Source organism: Pseudomonas sp. 9_2_1 (genome assembly GCF_059295275.1).
Map to the genome: position 1 here is coordinate 2,744,049 of NZ_CM181239.1, position 17,868 is coordinate 2,761,916.

The 17,868-nt window shown below is 63.7% G+C and carries 19 protein-coding genes and 1 pseudogene; 19 read left to right on the forward strand and 1 reads right to left on the reverse strand.

The annotated features are described in order from the left end of the window. Nucleotides 1–108: 108 nt before the first annotated feature. From AC5O5I_RS12310 to AC5O5I_RS12380, 15 genes are all read left to right on the forward strand, one after another. Nucleotides 109–1,620 carry an ABC transporter substrate-binding protein gene (locus AC5O5I_RS12310; RefSeq protein WP_256676466.1) on the forward strand — a complete coding sequence of 504 codons (1,512 nt, stop codon included), beginning with the start codon at nt 109–111 and terminating at the stop codon, nt 1,618–1,620. A gap of 12 nt (nt 1,621–1,632) precedes the next feature. Beyond that, nucleotides 1,633–2,274 (forward strand): SurA N-terminal domain-containing protein, encoded by a 642-nt coding sequence (locus AC5O5I_RS12315; RefSeq protein WP_494512647.1) that lies wholly within the window; start codon nt 1,633–1,635, stop codon nt 2,272–2,274. A 248-nt stretch (nt 2,275–2,522) separates the two neighbouring features. Then, nucleotides 2,523–3,056, forward strand: a complete 534-nt coding sequence (locus AC5O5I_RS12320) for a response regulator (RefSeq protein WP_172223668.1) — start codon at nt 2,523–2,525, stop codon at nt 3,054–3,056. A gap of 61 nt (nt 3,057–3,117) precedes the next feature. Next, nucleotides 3,118–4,923: a GspE/PulE family protein gene (locus AC5O5I_RS12325; protein WP_494512648.1), complete on the forward strand. Its 1,806-nt coding sequence runs from the start codon at nt 3,118–3,120 to the stop codon at nt 4,921–4,923. Continuing rightward, nucleotides 4,907–5,686 carry a hypothetical protein gene (locus AC5O5I_RS12330; protein ID WP_172223672.1) on the forward strand — a complete coding sequence of 260 codons (780 nt, stop codon included), beginning with the start codon at nt 4,907–4,909 and terminating at the stop codon, nt 5,684–5,686. Before AC5O5I_RS12325 ends, AC5O5I_RS12330 begins: the two co-directional genes overlap by 17 nt. Nucleotide 5,687: 1 nt before the next feature. Next, nucleotides 5,688–6,230: a PilN domain-containing protein gene (locus tag AC5O5I_RS12335; protein WP_172223676.1), complete on the forward strand. Its 543-nt coding sequence runs from the start codon at nt 5,688–5,690 to the stop codon at nt 6,228–6,230. Next, on the forward strand, nt 6,217–6,780 hold the full coding sequence (locus AC5O5I_RS12340) for a GspMb/PilO family protein (protein ID WP_172286594.1): 564 nt from the start codon (nt 6,217–6,219) through the stop codon (nt 6,778–6,780). The genes AC5O5I_RS12335 and AC5O5I_RS12340 overlap by 14 nt, the downstream gene beginning before the upstream one ends. After that, nucleotides 6,780–7,289 carry a hypothetical protein gene (locus AC5O5I_RS12345; RefSeq protein ID WP_172223683.1) on the forward strand — a complete coding sequence of 170 codons (510 nt, stop codon included), beginning with the start codon at nt 6,780–6,782 and terminating at the stop codon, nt 7,287–7,289. Before AC5O5I_RS12340 ends, AC5O5I_RS12345 begins: the two co-directional genes overlap by 1 nt. Then, complete coding sequence (locus AC5O5I_RS12350) at nt 7,286–9,151, forward strand: secretin GspD/PilQ domain-containing protein (protein ID WP_172223686.1); 1,866 nt, start codon at nt 7,286–7,288, stop codon at nt 9,149–9,151. The genes AC5O5I_RS12345 and AC5O5I_RS12350 overlap by 4 nt, the downstream gene beginning before the upstream one ends. Further along, the gene (locus AC5O5I_RS12355; protein WP_172223690.1) at nt 9,148–9,627 is read left to right on the forward strand and encodes a type II secretion system protein; all 480 of its coding nucleotides are present in this window, start codon (nt 9,148–9,150) and stop codon (nt 9,625–9,627) included. The genes AC5O5I_RS12350 and AC5O5I_RS12355 overlap by 4 nt, the downstream gene beginning before the upstream one ends. 5 nt (nt 9,628–9,632) lie before the next feature. Then, entirely contained in the window at nt 9,633–10,007 is a 375-nt protein-coding gene (locus AC5O5I_RS12360) for a type II secretion system protein (RefSeq protein WP_172223693.1), read from the forward strand. Further along, entirely contained in the window at nt 9,982–10,509 is a 528-nt protein-coding gene (locus AC5O5I_RS12365; protein WP_172223696.1) for a type II secretion system protein, read from the forward strand. Before AC5O5I_RS12360 ends, AC5O5I_RS12365 begins: the two co-directional genes overlap by 26 nt. After that, nucleotides 10,506–10,901, forward strand: a complete 396-nt coding sequence (gene csgE, locus AC5O5I_RS12370; RefSeq protein WP_172223713.1) for a curli production assembly/transport protein CsgE — start codon at nt 10,506–10,508, stop codon at nt 10,899–10,901. Before AC5O5I_RS12365 ends, csgE begins: the two co-directional genes overlap by 4 nt. After that, nucleotides 10,898–11,311 (forward strand): curli assembly protein CsgF, encoded by a 414-nt coding sequence (locus tag AC5O5I_RS12375; RefSeq protein ID WP_172223717.1) that lies wholly within the window; start codon nt 10,898–10,900, stop codon nt 11,309–11,311. Before csgE ends, AC5O5I_RS12375 begins: the two co-directional genes overlap by 4 nt. A 34-nt stretch (nt 11,312–11,345) precedes the next feature. Continuing rightward, nucleotides 11,346–12,197: a CsgG/HfaB family protein gene (locus AC5O5I_RS12380; protein ID WP_494512649.1), complete on the forward strand. Its 852-nt coding sequence runs from the start codon at nt 11,346–11,348 to the stop codon at nt 12,195–12,197. Between the two features lie 72 nt (nt 12,198–12,269). Here the strand turns inward: AC5O5I_RS12380 and AC5O5I_RS12385 are convergent, their stop codons facing one another. Next, entirely contained in the window at nt 12,270–13,088 is an 819-nt protein-coding gene (locus AC5O5I_RS12385) for an RHS repeat-associated core domain-containing protein (protein ID WP_494512650.1), read from the reverse strand. Between the two features lie 120 nt (nt 13,089–13,208). On the opposite strand from AC5O5I_RS12385, the pseudogene AC5O5I_RS12390 reads away from it, so the two are divergent. From AC5O5I_RS12390 to AC5O5I_RS12405, 4 genes and pseudogenes are all read left to right on the forward strand, one after another. Continuing rightward, nucleotides 13,209–13,358: pseudogene (locus tag AC5O5I_RS12390) on the forward strand (CsgG/HfaB family protein); the annotation flags it as partial. Between the two features lie 691 nt (nt 13,359–14,049). Continuing rightward, entirely contained in the window at nt 14,050–14,286 is a 237-nt protein-coding gene (locus AC5O5I_RS12395) for a hypothetical protein (protein WP_494512757.1), read from the forward strand. Between the two features lie 349 nt (nt 14,287–14,635). Continuing rightward, nucleotides 14,636–15,631 carry an IS110 family RNA-guided transposase gene (locus AC5O5I_RS12400; RefSeq protein WP_494511495.1) on the forward strand — a complete coding sequence of 332 codons (996 nt, stop codon included), beginning with the start codon at nt 14,636–14,638 and terminating at the stop codon, nt 15,629–15,631. A gap of 325 nt (nt 15,632–15,956) precedes the next feature. Next, on the forward strand, nt 15,957–17,867 hold the full coding sequence (locus AC5O5I_RS12405) for a sigma-54-dependent Fis family transcriptional regulator (protein ID WP_494512651.1): 1,911 nt from the start codon (nt 15,957–15,959) through the stop codon (nt 17,865–17,867). Nucleotide 17,868 lies beyond the last annotated feature (1 nt).

Below are 17,868 nucleotides of genomic sequence, written 5' to 3' on the forward strand. Positions count from 1 at the left end.
CGGCCTCGTCGCCGGCAAGCCAGCTCCCACAGGGTTGGTAGTGCTTTTTCTGTGGGAGCTGGCTTGCCGGCGATGAGGCCAGCGCAGGATAAAAGAGCCATCAGCCCAATGCTGGTTCTGCTTGCCAGCCTGTCACTTGGCACTTCGGCCCTGGCCCTTGACCTCACCGACCAGGAACAAGCCGGCAAACGCCTCTACCGCGAGGGCATCTCCAGCAGCGATGCGCAACTGCAGGCCCGGGTCGGTGCCAGCGACATGACTGTACCCGCCAGTGTGCTGCCCTGCGCCAGCTGCCACGGCAACGACGGCCGTGGCCGCGCCGAAAGCGGCGTGCGCCCGCCAAACCTCGACTGGCAACGCTTGGCACTCGGCCAGGGCGTGCGCGAAGCCAATGGCCGCAGCTACCCAGCCTACAGCGACAGCAGCCTGGCCCGGGCCATTCAGCAGGGTGTGGACCCGGCCGGCAACCGCCTGGACCCGGCCATGCCCCGCTTCGAACTGACCCTGGCCGACCAGCGCAACCTCACCGCCTACCTCAAACGCCTGGCTCAGGAGCGCGACCCTGGCGTGGACGAGGGCGTGCTGCGCATCGGCACATTGCTGCCCGCGACCGGCCCGCTGGCCGAAGCCGGGCAGGTCGTACGGGCCGTGCTGGAAGACGGCCTGGCACAACTCAACCAGCAAGGCGGTATCCATGGGCGGCGCCTGGAACTGGTGGTGCTCGACCCGGGCTACCAGCCGGACAGCGCCGAGCGGGCGTTGCAGAAGTTGCTGGAACAGCAGCGGGTGTTTGCCCTGGTCTCGCCGTTGGTGCCCATGCTCGACCAGCGCTTGGCAACCCTGCTGGCGCCGCAGAATGTGCCGTTGATCGGCAGTACCCCGCGCAGCGGTGGCAGCGCCCAGATCTTCGACCCGCTGCCCGGCTTGCCCGTGCAACTGCTTAGCCTGGCAGGCCATGCCCGTGAAGCGCTGGGCCTGGCGCCCGGCGACCTGCGCGTGGTGTACGCCGGCAACGAGCAGGCGGGGGTGGCCGAGCAGGTGCGCGACAGCCTGCTGCAACAGGGCTGGGCGCCACCTGCCGTACAGGCCTTCGATGGTCAGGCTGTGGACGGGCAGGGCATCCTCTTCCTTGGCCGCGCCCAGGCCTTTGCCGAACTGGCCGCAGCGTTGCAGGCGGCAGGCCGCCAGCCATACCTGTTTGCCGCTTCAAGCCAAGTGGCGGGTGGCGTGGCGCGCTTGCCCGAGCAGTGGTCGCAACGGGTGTTCCTGGCCTATCCGTACGTGCCCGAAGACTGGACCGAGCAGGGCCTGGCAAGCCTCGCCGGGTTGCAGCAGCGCCAGGGCCTCGACCCGCGCCAGGCATCGCTGCAGGTGAACACGCTGTGCGCCCTGCGCCTGTTGAGCGAAGCGCTGAAGCAGATTGGCCGGGATGCCAGCCGCGAGCAGCTGATTGCCGCGCTGGAGGGCCTGCACGATGTTTCCACCGGCCTGACTCCGGCCCTGGGGTTCGGCCCCGGGCGCCGCCAGGGCATGGCCGGTGCCCATGTGGTGGCGGTGGCCCTGCCCGGGCCGCGTTTCACCTCGGTCAGCCCGTACCGGCCGGTGCCGGACAGCCCTTGAGCGGAGGTTGCCATGCGTATTCTGTTGTTGTGCCTGTTGCTGGTGCTGGCCAAGGCGAGCTGGGCTGATGTGCCGGCGGCGCGGGTCAATGGCGTGGAAATCGGGCTGACGCGCCTGGAGCGCTATTTCAGCGAGTACCTGGTCGCCCAGGGCCGTGCGCTAACCAGCATCCGTAACCCGAACCTGTACAAACGCCTGCGCGAACAGGCCCTGGATGAGCTGATCGACAAAGAGCTGCTGTGGCAGGAGGCGCAACGCCAGGGCATCGCCATCAGCGACGAGCAGGTGTCGGCGCATGTTGGTGAGGTTGAAACCGCGTTCGGCAGCCCGGCAATCTTTGCACAGCGGCTGGCAGAGGCAGGCTTCGACAGGGCACAGTACACTGACTACACCCGGCACGAGATGGCGGCCCAGCAGGTGTATGCCCAGCTCAGCGCAGTCGACGCGCCGAGCCCGGCCGAAGTGGAGGCATTCTATGATGCCAATCGAGAAAGACTGCAAGGAGCGCAGAACCAAAGTGATAACCCCTTGGTCATACGCGAACAGGGCCTGGAGTTGGCCAGGGCTACGCTCATCGCTCAAAGACAGGGGCAAGCTCGCCAATCCGTGCGCCAACGTTTGCGCCAGTCGGCTACAGTGGAAATCGCCGACTGAAGGCCCTGCTGGCGAGTCCCCAATGCTGGGGAATAAAGGTTTGGCAAAGTGCCATCAGTTGCCCCGCTTGTGGGGAACCGGGTGGGTACTGTTGCCTGCCGCCGTCTGGGTGGTCGCGGCTACTCTTTGCAAATCAACGCGTTACAACGGTGCAACATGACTATTCACGCCTGGCACGAAGCCTGCTCAAGCTTGTACAAGGGCGCACTTCGCAGACCGGGTAACCGGGCAGTTCTAGGGAGTCGACCTTGGTGAACAGAGTATTGGTAGTCGATGACGAACAGACCCTTGCGCAGAACCTGCAAGCGTACCTGCAGGCGCAAGGCCTGGAAGTTCATGTTGCCCATGACGGTGCCAGTGGTATCGAACAGGCTGAACGCCTGGCACCGCAAGTAGTTGTGCTGGATTACCGCTTGCCCGATATGGAGGGTTTTCAGGTTCTGGAGGCCGTACGCAAGAACAGGCAATGCCACTTCGTGCTGATCACCGCACACCCCACCGCCGAGGTGCGTGAGCGGGCCGCCGAACTGGGTGTAAGTCATGTCCTGTTCAAGCCGTTCCCGTTGATGGAACTGGCACGTCCGATCTTCGACCTGATGGGCATCGAGCGCCGGCGCAGGGCCACGGACAACCCGGCAGACGGGTTCGTCGAACGACGCCAGACCAGGAACGAATCGTTCCCCTTGCAGTTGTACGATGGAAGCTGGGTTTTGGCCGACCGCCGCCGTAATGGCGCCAAGCCGCCAGGGCCCGACGACGATCAACTGCTCACAGGGGAATAGCGGCGCCCGCACCCTTGGCTGAGCCAGCCTGCGACGCGCCCCCTGAGCGGAGTCGCAGGCCATGTCAGAAGCATTCGATGCATCCCCGAAAGTTCTACAGCCTGCGCTGGCCTCTTCGCGGATAAACCCGCTCCCACAGGGTTCGTGCACTCCTGAAGTCAATGGGGATTTTGTGGGAGCTGGCTTGCCGGCGATAGGGCCGGCACAGGCAAAACAGTTTCAGGCATACCCCCGCGACCTGCTGACCCAGGCCCGGCTCCAAGCCAGTGATGAACGCCTGCTCAACTGCCTTGAACGCCTGGCCTGCGACACCCCCGACACCTTCACCCGCCGCCTGGGCCTGACCCTGCACTACCCGGTGCTGGACAGCCACACCCTGCTGCACAGCAACCCACGCTTCGACAGAGTCAGCCTGGCCGTATGCCTGAAGCGCGAGTTCGTGCTGATCGAGCAGGACGGCCAGCTGCTGGGCGTGTTCGCCGACCCCTTCGACCCGGCCCGCCTGGCCTGGATCGACGACGTGCTGCAAGGCGCACCGCTGTACCTGGCGCATGCGGCCGAGCTGGCCACCTTCCTGGCCCGCCACGAAGAAAGCTTCCACGCCGTCGATGCGCTCGACCATGACCCCGAAACCAGCAGCGAAAGCGACCCGCTGCAACGCCTGTCGCTGGCCAGCATCAGTGAGGACCAGAGCCGCGTGGTCAAGCTGGTCAACTCCACCCTGTACGACGCCCTGAAGCTGCACGCCAGCGACATCCACCTGGGCATGACCGGCCAGGGCCTGACCATCAAATACCGCATCGACGGCGTGCTCAACGGCGCCGGCAAGGCCAGCGGCAGCGCCTTCGCCGACCAGGTCATCTCACGTATCAAGGTCATGGCCGAGCTGGACATCGGCGAAAAACGCGTGCCCCAGGACGGCCGCTTCAAGGTGGCCGTGGGCGATCGGCAAATCGACTTTCGTGTATCGATCATGCCCAGCATCTTTGGCGAAGACGCCGTGCTGCGGGTACTCGACAAACAAGACCTGTCCGACCGGGTCAGCGGTGTGCAGCTGCAGGCCCTGGGTTTTGCCGACGAGACCCTGCGCGCCCTGCGCCGGCTGGCCGCCGAACCCTACGGCATGATTCTGGTCACCGGCCCTACCGGCAGCGGCAAGACCACCACCCTGTACGCCATGATCAGCGAGATCAACCACGGCGTGGACAAGATCATCACCATCGAAGACCCGGTCGAATACCAACTGCCGGGTGTGCTGCAGATCCCGGTCAACGAGAAGAAGGGCCTGACCTTCGCCCGCGGCCTGCGCTCGATCCTGCGTCACGACCCGGACAAGATCCTGGTCGGCGAAATCCGCGACCCGGACACCGCGCAGATCGCCGTGCAATCGGCGCTCACCGGCCACCTGGTGTTCACCACCATTCACGCCAACAACGTGTTCGACGTGATCGGCCGCTTCAGCCAGATGCAGGTCGACCCCTACAGCTTCGTTTCCGCACTCAATGCCGTGCTGGCGCAGCGACTGATTCGCCTGGCCTGCGCGCACTGCGCCACACCTTGCGAGGTGGATGACGACACCCTGTATGGCTCGGGCCTGACCCGCGAGGGCGTGGCCGGCTGGCGCTTCGTGCGGGCGCAGGGCTGCGGCCAGTGCCGCGGCAGTGGCTACCGCGGCCGCAGCGCCATCGCCGAACTGCTGCACCTGGACGACGACCTGCGGCAGATGATCGTCGAGCGCCGCCCGCTGGCGCAGATCAAGACACTCGCCTGCCAGCGTGGTTTGCGCCTGCTGCGGGCCTCGGCCCTGGACCTGGTCCGCGATGGCCGCACCACCCTTGAGGAGATCAACCGTGTCACATTCATCTGATCGATTCTGCGCCGTGCTCGGCGCTGAAGGTGTCGGCCTGGGTCGCTGGCACAACAACCACCATCAATGGCTGGGCAGCCGCGCGTTCACCTGCGACGCCGCGCAACCGGCCTGGGAAGCTGCCGTCGATGCGCTGGCCGCGCTGCTGGCCGAGCATGCCGCACGCGGTGCGCAACTGCGGGTGCTGCTGTCGGCGCGTTACAGCCGCTTCTGCCTGGTGCCCTGGAGCGATGCCATCGGCCACCCGCGCGAGCTCGACGCCTACGCCCGGGCCTGCTTCGAAAACCTGTACGGGCAGCCGCTGGACGACTGGCGCATCGTGCTGTCGCCGGAACCTGCCGGTGCTGCGCGCATTGCCACCGCGTTGCCCGAAGCCCTGCTGCAACGGCTGCAGGCGCTGGCCCGGGAAAGCCGCCTGAACCTGCGCTCGGTACAGCCGTACCTGATGGCCGCCTACAACCGCTGCTCGGCGCAGCTGGAGCAGGGCGATTTCCTGTTCGTGCTGGCCGAGCCACGCCGCAGTGTACTGCTGCTGGCGGCCGGAGGCGCCTGGCAGCAAGTGCTGGCGCAAGGCTGCGCCGACAGCGACCAGGCCCTGCAAGCGCTGATCGAGCGCACCTGCGAGCTGTACGGCGAGCACCTGCCACGGGTCTACCTGCATGCCCCGGGCCGGGGCGACGTGCCGCAACTGGCGGCGGTGCAGCTGTGCCAGCCGGCCAGCGAAACCGACCCGCTGTGCGCCATGTGGCGGGCGGTGGCCTGACATGCGCCGCCTCGACCTGGAATTCCAACCCCGGCGCAGCGGCCCGCTGGCCTGGACGCTGCTGGCACTGACGGGCGCCGCAGTGGCTGCGCTGGTGCTGCTGCAATACAGCCTGCAGGCCGAGCAGGTCGACCTGGAAGCCAGCGTCCACAGCCTGGAGCTGCAACTGGGCCGGCGGCCCGCCACCGTCGCGCCACAAAGCACCGCTGCCAGCCGCGAACAGGCCGAGCGCCTGGCGCAGATGCGCAGTGTCTCGCAGCAGTTGCAACGGCCCTGGCAGCAACTGTTCGCCATGCTCGAAAGCCTGCCGCAGGACGATGTCGCCTTGCTCGGCCTGACCCCGGACGCCCGCAAAGGCCAGGTCCGCATCAGCGCAGAGGCTCGCAACCTGGAGGCGATGCTGCAGTACCACCAGCGCCTGGAGGCCAGTGCCGAGCTTAGCGATGTGTCGCTGCTCAACCATGAAGTACTGGCCGCGCAGCCCGAGCACCCGGTGCGCTTCACCCTTACCGCTACCTGGGAGACTGGCCATGCGCGCCCTTGAATCGCTGAACAGCCTGATTGTCCAGGAGCGCCTGCGCCGCGTCGGTCCGGTCGGCCTGGCGGCAGTCGCTGCGGGCCTGCTGGCCCTGGGCGTGGCCGCTGCCGGTGTGCTGCCACAGTGGCAGAGCGTGCGGGAGCTGCGTGCCAGCGAAGCGGATGCCAGCGTGCAGGTCGGGCGGGTCAAGCGCGGCGAGCTGAAGATCGCCGTCAAACCCGAGCAACAGGCGCTCGACAGCCTGCGCCAGCAATTGCCGGGGCAGCCCCAGGCCAGCGAGCTGATCGAGCGCCTGTACCACCTGGCCAGCGCCGAGCACATCAGCCTGGCGCGTGGTGAGTACGCCCTGGGCATCGACCCCAAGACCCAGCTGGCGCGCTACCAGATCGTGCTGCCGGTGCGTGGCAGCTACCCGCAGATTCGCGGCTTCCTCAAGGGGTTGCTGGGGCAGCTGCCAACGCTGGTGCTGGAAGACCTGGAACTGCAACGCAAACGCATCGGCGACAGCGAGCTCAACGCCCGGCTGCGCATGACCCTCTACCTGTCGAGGTCGTGATGAACACACAACGTGCAGTCATCTGGGCCGGTTTCATCGGCGTAAGTGCAGCGTTGGCCTGGGCGCCGGGGCACTGGTTTGGGCAGGACGATGGCGTCGCGGCCTTCGCGGGTAAACCCGCTCCCACGGTATCAGCAACAGCCACAGACCCTGTGGGAGCGGCTTCAGCCGCGAAAGGGCCGGAACAGGCCTCCCGAGATCTGTTCCCAACCCAGAAATGGACCAAGCCCCAAGCCCTGGCCACCGTCACCGAACAACCCGTGGTCGCCGCGCCTGTCGTAGCCGCAGCGCCCACCGCCCCTGAGCTGCCGTTCCAGTTCATCGGCCGCATGGGTGAACGCGACGACTTGCAGATATTCCTGCAGAGCGGCGAAAAACTCTACGTCGTGCGCCAGGGCGACGTGATCGAAGACACCTACCGCCTCGATCGGGTCTCAGCCAGCGAGCTGAGCCTGGTCTACCTGCCTTTGCACCAGTCGCAGACCTTGTCTGTCGGGAGCGCACCATGAAGTCATCGAAGCTGTGCAAGCCTGCTCCGTTCCTGCTTGTGGCGCTGTGCGTGGCCATTGCCGGCTGCGGCTCCAGTGCGGTACGCGAGGACAGCGACCAGTTGATGAAGGAGGGCCAGTACGAGGCCGGCATCGCCCGCCTGGAAGAAGCGCTGCGCGATGACCCGCGCGACACCGAACTGAACATCGCCCTGGCCCACAGCCGCCAGGCCGCCATCGAGGCACTGATCACCCAGGCCGACAGCGACCGCATCCGCCACGACTTCGCCAACGCCCGCATGGGCTACGGCCGGGTGCTGACCCTGGAGCCGAACAACCGCCGCGCCCAGGAAGGCATCCGTCAGCTGGAGCTGATCCGCACCCTCGACGAGCGCGTGGCCCTGGGCCAGGCAGCGCTGCGCCAGGGCGACCTGTTCGGCGCCGAGCGCTACATGCGCGAAGTGCTGCGCCTGGACCCGCAAAACCAGAAGGGCATCGCCCTGCGCACCGACATCGAGAACGTCCAGGCGCGCACCGCGCAGCCGTTCCCGCAACTGCGCAGCAAGCTGGAGCGGCCGGTGACCCTGGAGTTTCGCGATGCCAACCTGAAGACCATCTTCGAGGTGCTGTCGCAGGTTGCCGGCATCAACTTCATCTTCGACAAGGACATGCGCCCGGACATGAAGGCCACCATCTTCGTCCGTGACGTGCGCATCGAAGACGCCGTGGCGCTGCTGCTGGAGCAGAACCAGCTGCGCCAGAAGATCGTCAACGACAACACCCTGATGGTGTATCCCGACTCGCCGCAGAAGTCCAAGGACTACCAGGAACTGGTCATGCGCACCTTCTACCTGACCAGCATCGACGCCAACACCGCGCTGAACATGGTCAAGACCATGCTCAAGACCCGCGACGTGTTCGTCGACGAGCGCCTCAACACCCTGACCATGCGCGACACCCCCGATGCCGTGCGGATGGCCGAGAAACTGCTGCAGTCGCAGGACCAGTCCAACCCCGAGGTGGTGCTGGAAGTGGAAGTGATGGAAGTGGCCACCTCGCGCATCCTCGACCTGGGCCTGCAATGGCCCAACACCTTCGGCGTGCTCAACTCCGAGGGCAAGTCGGTGAGTGTGCTCGACCAGCTGCGCGGTATCGACTCCAGCCGCATCAGCATCTCGCCGGCGCCGCAGGCCAAGATCAACGCCTCGGACAAGGACATCAATACCCTGGCCAGCCCGGTGATCCGCGTCAGCAACCGCGAGCAGGCGCGCATCCACATTGGCCAGCGTGTGCCGATCATCAGCGCCACCTCGGTGCCGTCCACCCAGGGCCCGGTGATTACCGAAAGCGTCACCTACCTGGACGTCGGCCTGAAGCTTGAGGTGCAGCCCACCGTGCACCTGAACAACGAAGTGGCGATCAAGATCGCGCTTGAAGTGAGCAACGCCACCCCGCTGGAAGCCACCCGCCAGGGCACCATTCCGGTCCAGGTCGACACCCGCAACGCCCAGACCAGCCTGCGCCTGCATGATGGCGAAACCCAGGTGCTGGCCGGTCTGGTGCGCAACGACCACAACGCCAGCGGCAACAAGATCCCCGGCCTCGGCGACATCCCCGGCCTGGGCCGGCTGTTCGGCAGCAACAAGGACGACATGAGCAAGAGCGAGCTGGTGCTGGCGATCACCCCGCGCATCGTGCGCAACCTGCCGTACCAGAGCCCGTCGGACATGGAGTTCTCCACCGGCACCGAGTCGGCCATGCAAGTCCGCCAGATGGCGCCGCTGCCACCGGTGGATGTCCCTGGCAACGCGCCAACCAGTGATGCACCGGTAGTGGAAAGCCAGATGGCCGTAGTACCGGTAACCGCGAGCCCACGGCCATGAAACGGCAACGCGCCATGCACGGCTTCAGCCTGATCGAGGTGGTGCTGACCCTGGCGCTGCTCGGGCTGCTGGCCAGCATGGCAGCGCCGCTGACCGAAACCGTGGTGCGCCGCGGCAAGGAGCAGCAGCTGCGCGAGGCGCTGTACCAGATCCGCGATGCCATCGATGCCTACAAGCGCGCCTTCGACGCCGGCTACATCGAGAAGCGTCTGGATGCCAGCGGCTACCCGCCGAACCTGCAGGTGCTGGTCGACGGGGTACGGGATGTACGCAGTGCCAAAGGCGCCAAGTTCTACTTTCTGCGGCGTATCCCGCATGACCCGCTGGTGGCGGCCAAGGATGACGACGCCGGCGGCTGGGGCTTGCGTGCCTACGACAGCAGCCCGGACAGCCCGCGCGAAGGCGAGGATGTGTTCGACGTGTATTCCAAGGCCCGTGGCAAAGGCCTCAACAGCATCCCTTACGGGCAATGGTGACAGCCATGAAACGCAGCAAAGGCTTCACCCTGATCGAACTGCTGGTAGTGATGGCGATCATCGCCACGCTGCTGACTATCGCCATGCCGCGCTACTTCAACAGCCTGGAAAGCTCTCGCGAGGCCACCTTGCGCCAGAGCCTGGCAGTGCTGCGCGAATCGCTGGATCACTTCTACGGCGACACCGGCCACTACCCCGACTCGCTGGAGCAACTGGTGGAACTGCGTTACCTGCGCAACACCCCGGTCGACCCGATTACCGAGCGCAGCGATGCCTGGCAGCTGGTGCCACCGCCAGAGGGCGTGGCCGGCGGCGTGGCCGATATCAAGAGCGGTGCTACAGGGAGGGCGCGTGATGGCAGCCTCTTCGCTGAATGGTAAGGCCAATGCCGGCTTCACCTACCTGGGCGTGCTGCTGTTGATTGCAGTCAGCACCATCGCCCTGGCCGCCACCGGCACGATCTGGGCCAGTGCCGCCCAGCGCGACCGCGAACGCCAGCTGCTGTGGGTGGGCAGCCAGTACGCCCAGGCCCTGCGCAGCTACTACCGCGCCTCGCCGGGGTTGGCCCAATACCCGCAGGACCTGGCCGACCTGCTGCAGGACAACCGCTTTCCGCAGGCCAGGCGGCACATTCGCCGGTTGTACCCCGACCCGATCAGCAACAGCGACGAGTGGGGCCTGCTGCGCTCGATCGACGGCCGCATCACCGGCGTGCACAGCCGCTCGGACGACACCCCGTTCAAGCGCAGTGGCTTTGGCGCCGAGTGGAGCGGTTTCGAAGGCCTGGAGCACTACAGCGACTGGCAGTTCGTCGCCGAGCAGGCGTTTACCGAAAGCGCCGGCGGCGTACAGACCCACAGCGGCCCGGGAGACACGCCATGAACCGCCTGGCTGCGCTGTGCCTGGGCCTGCTGCTGGTGCTGAACACGTCGGCCAAGGCCGGGGTGGAGGACGAGATGCAGGGCTTTATCGTCGACAACACCATCTCGCACATCGGCCACGACTTTTACTACTACTTCGCCGACCGCCTGCGCGCCACCAGTCGCCTGGACTTCAACCTGGTGGTGCGCGAACGCCCGGATGCCCGCTGGGGCAGCCTGGTCACCGTGGAGTTCGAACGTGAAGTGATGTACCGCCGCTTCCTGCCCCCGAACACCACCGAGCTCAAAGACGAGGCCGTTGCAGCCGCCGACCTGGTCAAGCAGCAAATCATTCAACGCAAGCTGCAACGCCTGCTGCAGGACACCACCGACTTGGAGAGGGACGAGCTATGAACCACCGTATTTCACGTTGCATCGCCGCCTGCCTGCTGGCGAGCGCCTGTGCTGCCCAGGCCACCGAGCTGGTGTACACGCCGGTCAACCCGTCCTTTGGCGGCAACCCGTTGAATGGCACCTGGCTGCTGAACAACGCCCAGGCGCAGAACGACTACGACGACCCCGACCTCAAGGACCGTGCTTCGGCCTTTACCGGTACCACGGCCCTGGAACGTTTCAGTAACCAGCTGGAGTCGCGGATGCTGTCGCAGTTGCTGGACAACATCAGTAACGGCAACACCGGCAGCATGGCGACCGATGCATTTCTGATCGACGTCATCGACGATTCCGGGGCCTTGAGCATCAAGGTCACCGATCGCGCCACGGGAGAAACTTCGATCATTGAGGTCAGCGGCCTGAACCCCTGAGAGGGAAGGGCTTTTATGTTGGGGAGAGAACACCATGAAACGTCTGCTGAGCACGCTGCTGATCCTCACCGCCCTGGGCCTGCAAAGTGGTTGCAGCCTGCGCGAACCCATGTCGGCCGAACAGGACTCGGAAACCCCGACCCTGACCCCGCGCGCCTCCACCTACTATGACCTGATCAACATGCCACGCCCCAAAGGCCGGCTGATGGCGGTGGTGTACGGTTTCCGCGACCAGACCGGCCAGTACAAGCCAACCCCGGCCAGTTCGTTCTCCACCAGCGTCACCCAGGGCGCGGCGAGCATGCTGATGGATGCCCTGAGCGCCAGCGGCTGGTTCGTGGTGCTGGAGCGTGAGGGCCTGCAGAACCTGCTGACCGAACGCAAGATCATCCGTGCTTCGCAGAAAAAGCCTGATGTAGCGGAAAACATCATGGGCGAACTGCCCCCGCTGCAGGCTGCCAACCTGATGCTCGAAGGCGGCATCATCGCCTATGACACCAACGTGCGCAGTGGCGGCGAGGGTGCGCGTTACCTGGGGATCGACATCTCCCGCGAATATCGGGTGGACCAGGTAACCGTAAACCTGCGGGCGGTGGACGTGCGTACCGGGCAGGTGCTGGCCAACGTGATGACCAGCAAGACCATCTACTCGGTCGGGCGCAGTGCCGGGGTGTTCAAGTTCATCGAGTTCAAGAAGTTGCTGGAGGCTGAGGTGGGGTACACCACCAACGAACCGGCGCAGCTCTGCGTGCTGTCGGCGATTGAGTCGGCAGTGGGGCATTTGCTGGCGCAGGGGATTGAACGGCGGTTGTGGCAGGTGGCGGGGGATGCGGGGGCGGGGAAGGCTACGGTGGACAAGTTCTTGAGTCAGAATCAGCAGCCTTGATTGATTTCGAAGGCCTCTTCGCGGGTTTACCCGCAAAGAGGCAGTGCGGACTTGCGGTGTGCGAAGTAACGGCTATTTTAAATTTTTTGCCGATATATTTCTGATTTGATTTATGTAGCGAGCTACTGAGTAAGCCATATTATGAATATTGCCTTCAGGCATGTTGGGAAAGGCCTTTCTAAGACCGTTTGATGGGTTTTTTCCTTCAAGCCTGTACTCGACCACGATGTATCTAGCTACTCGGCTCCATTTCTCATCTAAGTGCTCGAATATGCTGCGTTCGTCAATGAGCCAGTCAAATAGCGTATTTGCCTCGGCTACAGTCAAGGTTGGCTTCCCGCGCGTAGTAATTCGCGGGTCTGCGTTTTTATGCGTAAGACCAACGCTTTGATTGTATTTTTTTCTATATTCTGCGGCGTGCTTGGCGTTCTTCTTGTACCACGCTCTTCTATATTCTTTGGTGACGCGCGATTGTTGTCCTTGTTGCTCGATAGTGGGCTTCGTTGGCTCATTTGAAAATTCAATCGGTTTGGTTGTTTTTGGCGTGTGTGCAATCCGTCTTATTTTAGCTTGCCCATTCGGGTCAACAAAATTTATTGGGTCTGCTGAGCAATAGGCGTAACAATTAATTCCGCCTAGGTCGAATGGGCTAAATTTATCAGCTGAGTAGAAGCGCATAAGACTTGGGCTGTATGCTCTATAGCCCGCACCCAGAAGGTAGAGGCCTCCGAGGAGAAGCTCACCATTGAAACAAACACTAGTTCCCTTGATTTCAGTGCTGTCTGTACCCCCATAAGCGCTGTAGTTCATAATCCGCGGGACAAGATTTTTCTGCGTCGCCTCCACTACCTTCGCACTGACATCCGTGGGAACAATTAATCTATTAGGCATGCTGATCTCCTTCGTGAAGGCAAGCGTAAGCGGGGGAGGCATTGCGGTTCAACTATCAAAAGTGGCAGTTGTAATATTCGCTGTAAGTACCTTTGCGCTTGAAGTGCGAATCCGGTAGGGCTGACCATCGTGACAAACGCCAAGAATACTTACTCGGGAAGGCACCGTGCCGGGGTGTTCAAGTTCATCAAGTTTCAGAGGCTGCTGGAGGCGGAGGTGGGCTACACCACAAATGAGCCGGCGCAGCTTTGCCTGCTGTCTGAGATCGAGCGCCGCCCGCGCGGCGCATCGCGACCAAGGTCGCTCCATTTGTTTGGGGCCAGTGAGTCCTGCGCCATTCGCGCACGCACTTTGGCGCCTGCCTCGATATCGGAGGGAACAAACAAAGGGTCGCGCGCTAATGCCTCAGGAATGATTGGCCCGAAACAAATGTACGAGCGACCTTGGTCGCGATGCGCCGCGCGGGCGGCGCTCGATCTTGTAGGCGCTGAACCTCTCATGCCAGGCACCTGGAGGCCTTGACGCTTGCCCGAGCCATGCCCCTGTGGCACCACAAATAGGCCGATCCTGCCAACAGAATTGTTTCTGAAAGTCCGCCAGCCTTGAAAGCCTTCCCTCACCCCGGTAGGCTTTCCCAGCTGCTGTAAATCCAGCAGCCGGGTTTGGTCACCCGCGATCATCAAGGCGCAAAAGCGCCCGCTCTGCGATACAGTTGGCGCTTTTTTGTGCCCGGCTGTTTCGTTTCATGGCGGCTGTGCGTGGGGCGCCTCCGTGCGCGCCGGTTTCCTTGATTCCCGGTTGACCAACCCGCGTACAGTCGCCACCCATTCGTTTGGTCACGTTGTGTGGCGGCTCCAGTGAATCAAGGAGCGACACAATGACAAAAGGCTTACCTGATCCTCCCGCACGCGCCACCACGGCGGCCTCCAGTTTTTCCACCTGTGAATGCAGCCACCCGCCATTGTTTGCCGTACGTTCGGGAGTGGACTACCAAGATGCGCTGGTGCATCTGTCCACGCTGCTGAAAGGGGCGTTTGCCACCAATCTCAAGGCGCTGGAACTGGCCAAGGGCACCTGCCGTGACCTGTTGTTGAGCAATGACCATGGGCTGGATTCGGCCAAGGCGGTGGTGGAGGCGTTGCTGGATGGGGTTGAACGGCAGCAGTTGGCTGGGCGGGGGAGGGTGGTGTCGGTCTAAGCGCGGTTTGGGTCTCTAAGCGCCTGGCGATAGAGATTTGGCGCCTGTGAGATCGAGCGCCGCCCGCGCGGCGCATCGCGGATAAATCCGCTCCTTGTATGTTGTGTCTGACCCTGACGAGAGAGGTTATTCTGGTCAGGTTCGAGAAGCACTTCCGGGGAGACCGATCGCTCCTGAAGGCAGGCTTGCCCTGACCTTGTATGTAGAGAGGTCCCCCGCCTCATTGCCCACTACGAAGAGTATCGAGAAGCCGACTAGTCGGACTTCGCATTACAAGGTTGCAGCGGCATGAATTTCGAGGTCGGGGAACCGGAGGCCATTGTTACCTAACTCACATGCGGTGGGAAGAATGAGTGTCTGTGTTGGCGTGGATATCGGTTCGCGTACTTCGATTGCTGGGGTGCGTAAAGATGGGCGCCCTGTCGGGCAATGGGACATCGCCCAGACACCCGCTGGCCGCAAGGCAGCGGTGAAAAAACTGCAGGCCCTCAAACCCAAGACGATCGTGATGGAGGCCACGGGGATCTATTATTTGGACCTCGCGCTTGAGCTGCATGCGGCCGACCTTCCTGTTTCAGTCATCAACCCCAAAAGTTTCCATAACTTCGCCAAGCTCATGCTGGTCAACAGCAAGACTGATGCAATAGATGCTCAGTTGCTAGCCGAGTACGGCGAGCGTATGACGCCGCGCTTGTGGACACCGCCAAGCCCTGTACAGCTTGAGCTCAGGGCCCTCGGTCGGCACATCAATCGGCTGGTAGGACACCGCACCAGGGCGAAAAATGAGCTGCATGCACTGCAGGCGACCGCTACGACCATTTCTATTTTGATCGAGGATCAGGAGGAGGCGATTGCCACCCTGGACATTCGCATTGAGCGCTTTCGTAAAGCAGGACGCGAACTGATCGCCCAATGTCCAACCCTCACCCAGCAATACAAGCAACTACTCGCAGGCCCCGGAATAGGAGAAGTTACGGCACTTGCAGCTTTGGCTGAATTGACCACACTGCCTGAACTGCTCAAGTCCTCTCAGGTAGCACGCCATGCGGGGCTGGATGTTCGACAGACACAATCTGGAACAAGCATCGACAAGCCAGGCCGGCTCGGTAAGAGTGGGAATGCGTATCTACGCGCAGCCATGTATATGCCAGCGTTGACTGCGGTGCGCTGTGACCCTTATGCAAAGGCCTTTTACGAGTCGCTGATCGGTAGAGGCAAGAAAAAAATGCAAGCTATCGCCGCTGTCATGCGCAAATACCTGACAGGTATCTGGGCATGCATGCGCGGGGATGTGCCATTTGATACGGCCAAGCTTTTCAGCTCTGAACACCTCAGAAAAGCTTGACCGCCAACAGAGTATCTACATTTGTTGCAACGTGCCAAACCTGTTACGCCATGGTTGCCTGCCCTGGTGCATGTCTTGAGTCTTGCAAACCGGCTGACAACCATGGCCTCACAAGCATGGCCACGTTGCAACAAATGGAGCGGATTTATCCGCGATGCGCCGCGTGGGCGGCGCTCGATTTCAGCCCCCACCCAAAACCCAAGCCATACACCCCCAGCCATCCCCAATCCATCAACCAGATGACGCCCAGCCATTTCTCCCGCACACTGCGGAAAATTCCCAAGCCCGTCTCCCGCCACCTTGCGGGGCACAGCCGGAGTAGCAAATGGCGCGACAACTAATAACAAACGCCCAAGACCCGCTGCACGAATCCCGCCAGGCCCGCCTGAAGCTGGCCAGCGAAGGCGAGCTGCCGCTGGGCATGCTGCGCGACGAAATCGACGCCTCCTGGCGCCGCAGCCTGGGCCATGGCCTGGACAGCCTGCAAGGCGAGCAGGTCGGCCTGGGCCTGGAACAAGGCCATGACCTGCGCACCCTGCTCGAGCGCAACCGCCTGCTGGTCGACGCGGTCACCCCCGAACTGGATTACCTGGTCGCGCGCCAGGGCCAGGCCGGCATCATCATCCTCGGCGACGCCAAGGCCAACGTGCTGGCCATCGAGGGCCAGACCCATGTGCTCAGCCGCGAGGGCCTGCGTGACCTGCAGCCCGGCAGCTGCTGGAGCGAAACACTGCGTGGCACCAACGCCATCGGCACGGCGGTCGTCGAAGGCCGGCCAACGCTGATCAACTGCGGCGAGCACTACCTCGACCGCCTCAGCCCCTTCTCCTGCACCTCGGTACCCTTGCGCGACCCGCGGGGCGAGGTGATCGGCGTGCTCGACATCACCCGCGAAGGGGTGATGGCGCAGCCGCAGGACAGCCTGACAACGCTGATGCTGGCCGCCGGCAACATCGAAAGCCGGCTGTTCGGCCTGTGCCACCCAGAGCAACTGGTGCTGGCGTTCCACAGCCGCCCGCAATACCTCAACAGCGCCTGGCAGGGGCTGCTGGCACTGAGCCTGGACGGCGAAGTGCTGGCGGCCAACGACAGTGCCTGCCAGTTGTTGCAGGTGCCGCGCCATGAACTGATCGGCCGGCACAGCACCGACCTGCTCGGCGAGCGTTCGCCGGCCTTCATCGCGCGCCTGTGGCAGGGCGGGGTGAGCAGCGTGCAGACGGCCAAGGGCGAGTTCTACTTCCGCGCTCTGCAGCTGCCCCGCCATGGCCGGGTCAACGGCAGTCCGCCGGCGAGCAAGCCTACGCTGAGCAGGCAAGCACCCGCACTTGATGCCCTGGCCGGGGGTGATCCGCGCCTGGCGCGCAACCTGCGCATGGCACGCCAGGGGTTGGGCAACGGCCTGCCGGTGTTGCTGCTGGGCGAGACCGGTACCGGCAAGGAAGTCGTAGCCCGCGCCTTGCACCAGGCCAGCCCGCGCGCCGACAAACCGTTTGTGGCCGTCAACTGCGCGGCGATCCCCGAAGGGCTGATCGAGTCCGAGCTGTTCGGCTACCGCGAAGGAGCCTTCACTGGTTCGCGCCGGGGCGGCATGGTCGGCCGGTTGATGCAGGCCCAGGGCGGCACGCTGTTCCTCGACGAAATCGGCGACATGCCGCTGGCCCTGCAGGCGCGCCTGCTGCGGGTTCTGCAGGAGCGCCGTGTGGCGCCGCTGGGGGCGGGCGACGAGCAGGACATCGACGTGGCGCTGATCTGCGCCACCCACCGCGACCTCAAGCGTCTGGTGCAGGAGCAACACTTCCGCGAAGACCTGTACTACCGGGTGAATGGCGTGTCGTTGCGCCTGCCGGCCCTGCGCGAACGGGATGACCTGGCTGCAATCATCCAGGGTTTGCTGGACAAGTCCGGCGCCAAGGGCGTCAGCCTGGACCCGGCCCTGGCTGGGTTGCTTGAAGGTTTTGACTGGCCCGGAAATATCCGCCAGCTGGAGATGGTGGTAGGCACGGCACTGGCCATGCGCGAAGATGGCGAGCTGTTGCTGACCCTTGACCACCTGACCGATTGCCTGCTGGACGAACTGGCCATCGCAACGGCGCCTTCCGGCAGCATCAAGGACAACGAGCTGGAGCTGATTCGCGCCGCGTTGACGCGCCACCAGGGCAACGTTTCCGCTGCTGCCGAAGCGTTAGGTATCAGCCGGGCGACGCTGTACCGCAAGCTCAAACAGTTGCGCAGCTGAC

Coding starts and splice junctions, on each gene's coding strand:
- AC5O5I_RS12360 (WP_172223693.1), top strand. CDS start 9,633: ATGAAACGCAGCAAAGGCTTCACCCTGATCGAACTGCTGGTAGTGATG.
- AC5O5I_RS12315 (WP_494512647.1), top strand. CDS start 1,633: ATGCGTATTCTGTTGTTGTGCCTGTTGCTGGTGCTGGCCAAGGCGAGC.
- AC5O5I_RS12405 (WP_494512651.1), top strand. CDS start 15,957: ATGGCGCGACAACTAATAACAAACGCCCAAGACCCGCTGCACGAATCC.
- AC5O5I_RS12340 (WP_172286594.1), top strand. CDS start 6,217: ATGCGCGCCCTTGAATCGCTGAACAGCCTGATTGTCCAGGAGCGCCTG.
- AC5O5I_RS12310 (WP_256676466.1), top strand. CDS start 109: ATGCTGGTTCTGCTTGCCAGCCTGTCACTTGGCACTTCGGCCCTGGCC.
- AC5O5I_RS12345 (WP_172223683.1), top strand. CDS start 6,780: ATGAACACACAACGTGCAGTCATCTGGGCCGGTTTCATCGGCGTAAGT.
- AC5O5I_RS12335 (WP_172223676.1), top strand. CDS start 5,688: ATGCGCCGCCTCGACCTGGAATTCCAACCCCGGCGCAGCGGCCCGCTG.
- csgE (WP_172223713.1), top strand. CDS start 10,506: ATGAACCGCCTGGCTGCGCTGTGCCTGGGCCTGCTGCTGGTGCTGAAC.
- AC5O5I_RS12385 (WP_494512650.1), bottom strand. CDS start 13,088: ATGCCTAATAGATTAATTGTTCCCACGGATGTCAGTGCGAAGGTAGTG.
- AC5O5I_RS12380 (WP_494512649.1), top strand. CDS start 11,346: ATGAAACGTCTGCTGAGCACGCTGCTGATCCTCACCGCCCTGGGCCTG.
- AC5O5I_RS12365 (WP_172223696.1), top strand. CDS start 9,982: ATGGCAGCCTCTTCGCTGAATGGTAAGGCCAATGCCGGCTTCACCTAC.
- AC5O5I_RS12355 (WP_172223690.1), top strand. CDS start 9,148: ATGAAACGGCAACGCGCCATGCACGGCTTCAGCCTGATCGAGGTGGTG.
- AC5O5I_RS12375 (WP_172223717.1), top strand. CDS start 10,898: ATGAACCACCGTATTTCACGTTGCATCGCCGCCTGCCTGCTGGCGAGC.
- AC5O5I_RS12400 (WP_494511495.1), top strand. CDS start 14,636: ATGAGTGTCTGTGTTGGCGTGGATATCGGTTCGCGTACTTCGATTGCT.
- AC5O5I_RS12350 (WP_172223686.1), top strand. CDS start 7,286: ATGAAGTCATCGAAGCTGTGCAAGCCTGCTCCGTTCCTGCTTGTGGCG.
- AC5O5I_RS12325 (WP_494512648.1), top strand. CDS start 3,118: ATGTCAGAAGCATTCGATGCATCCCCGAAAGTTCTACAGCCTGCGCTG.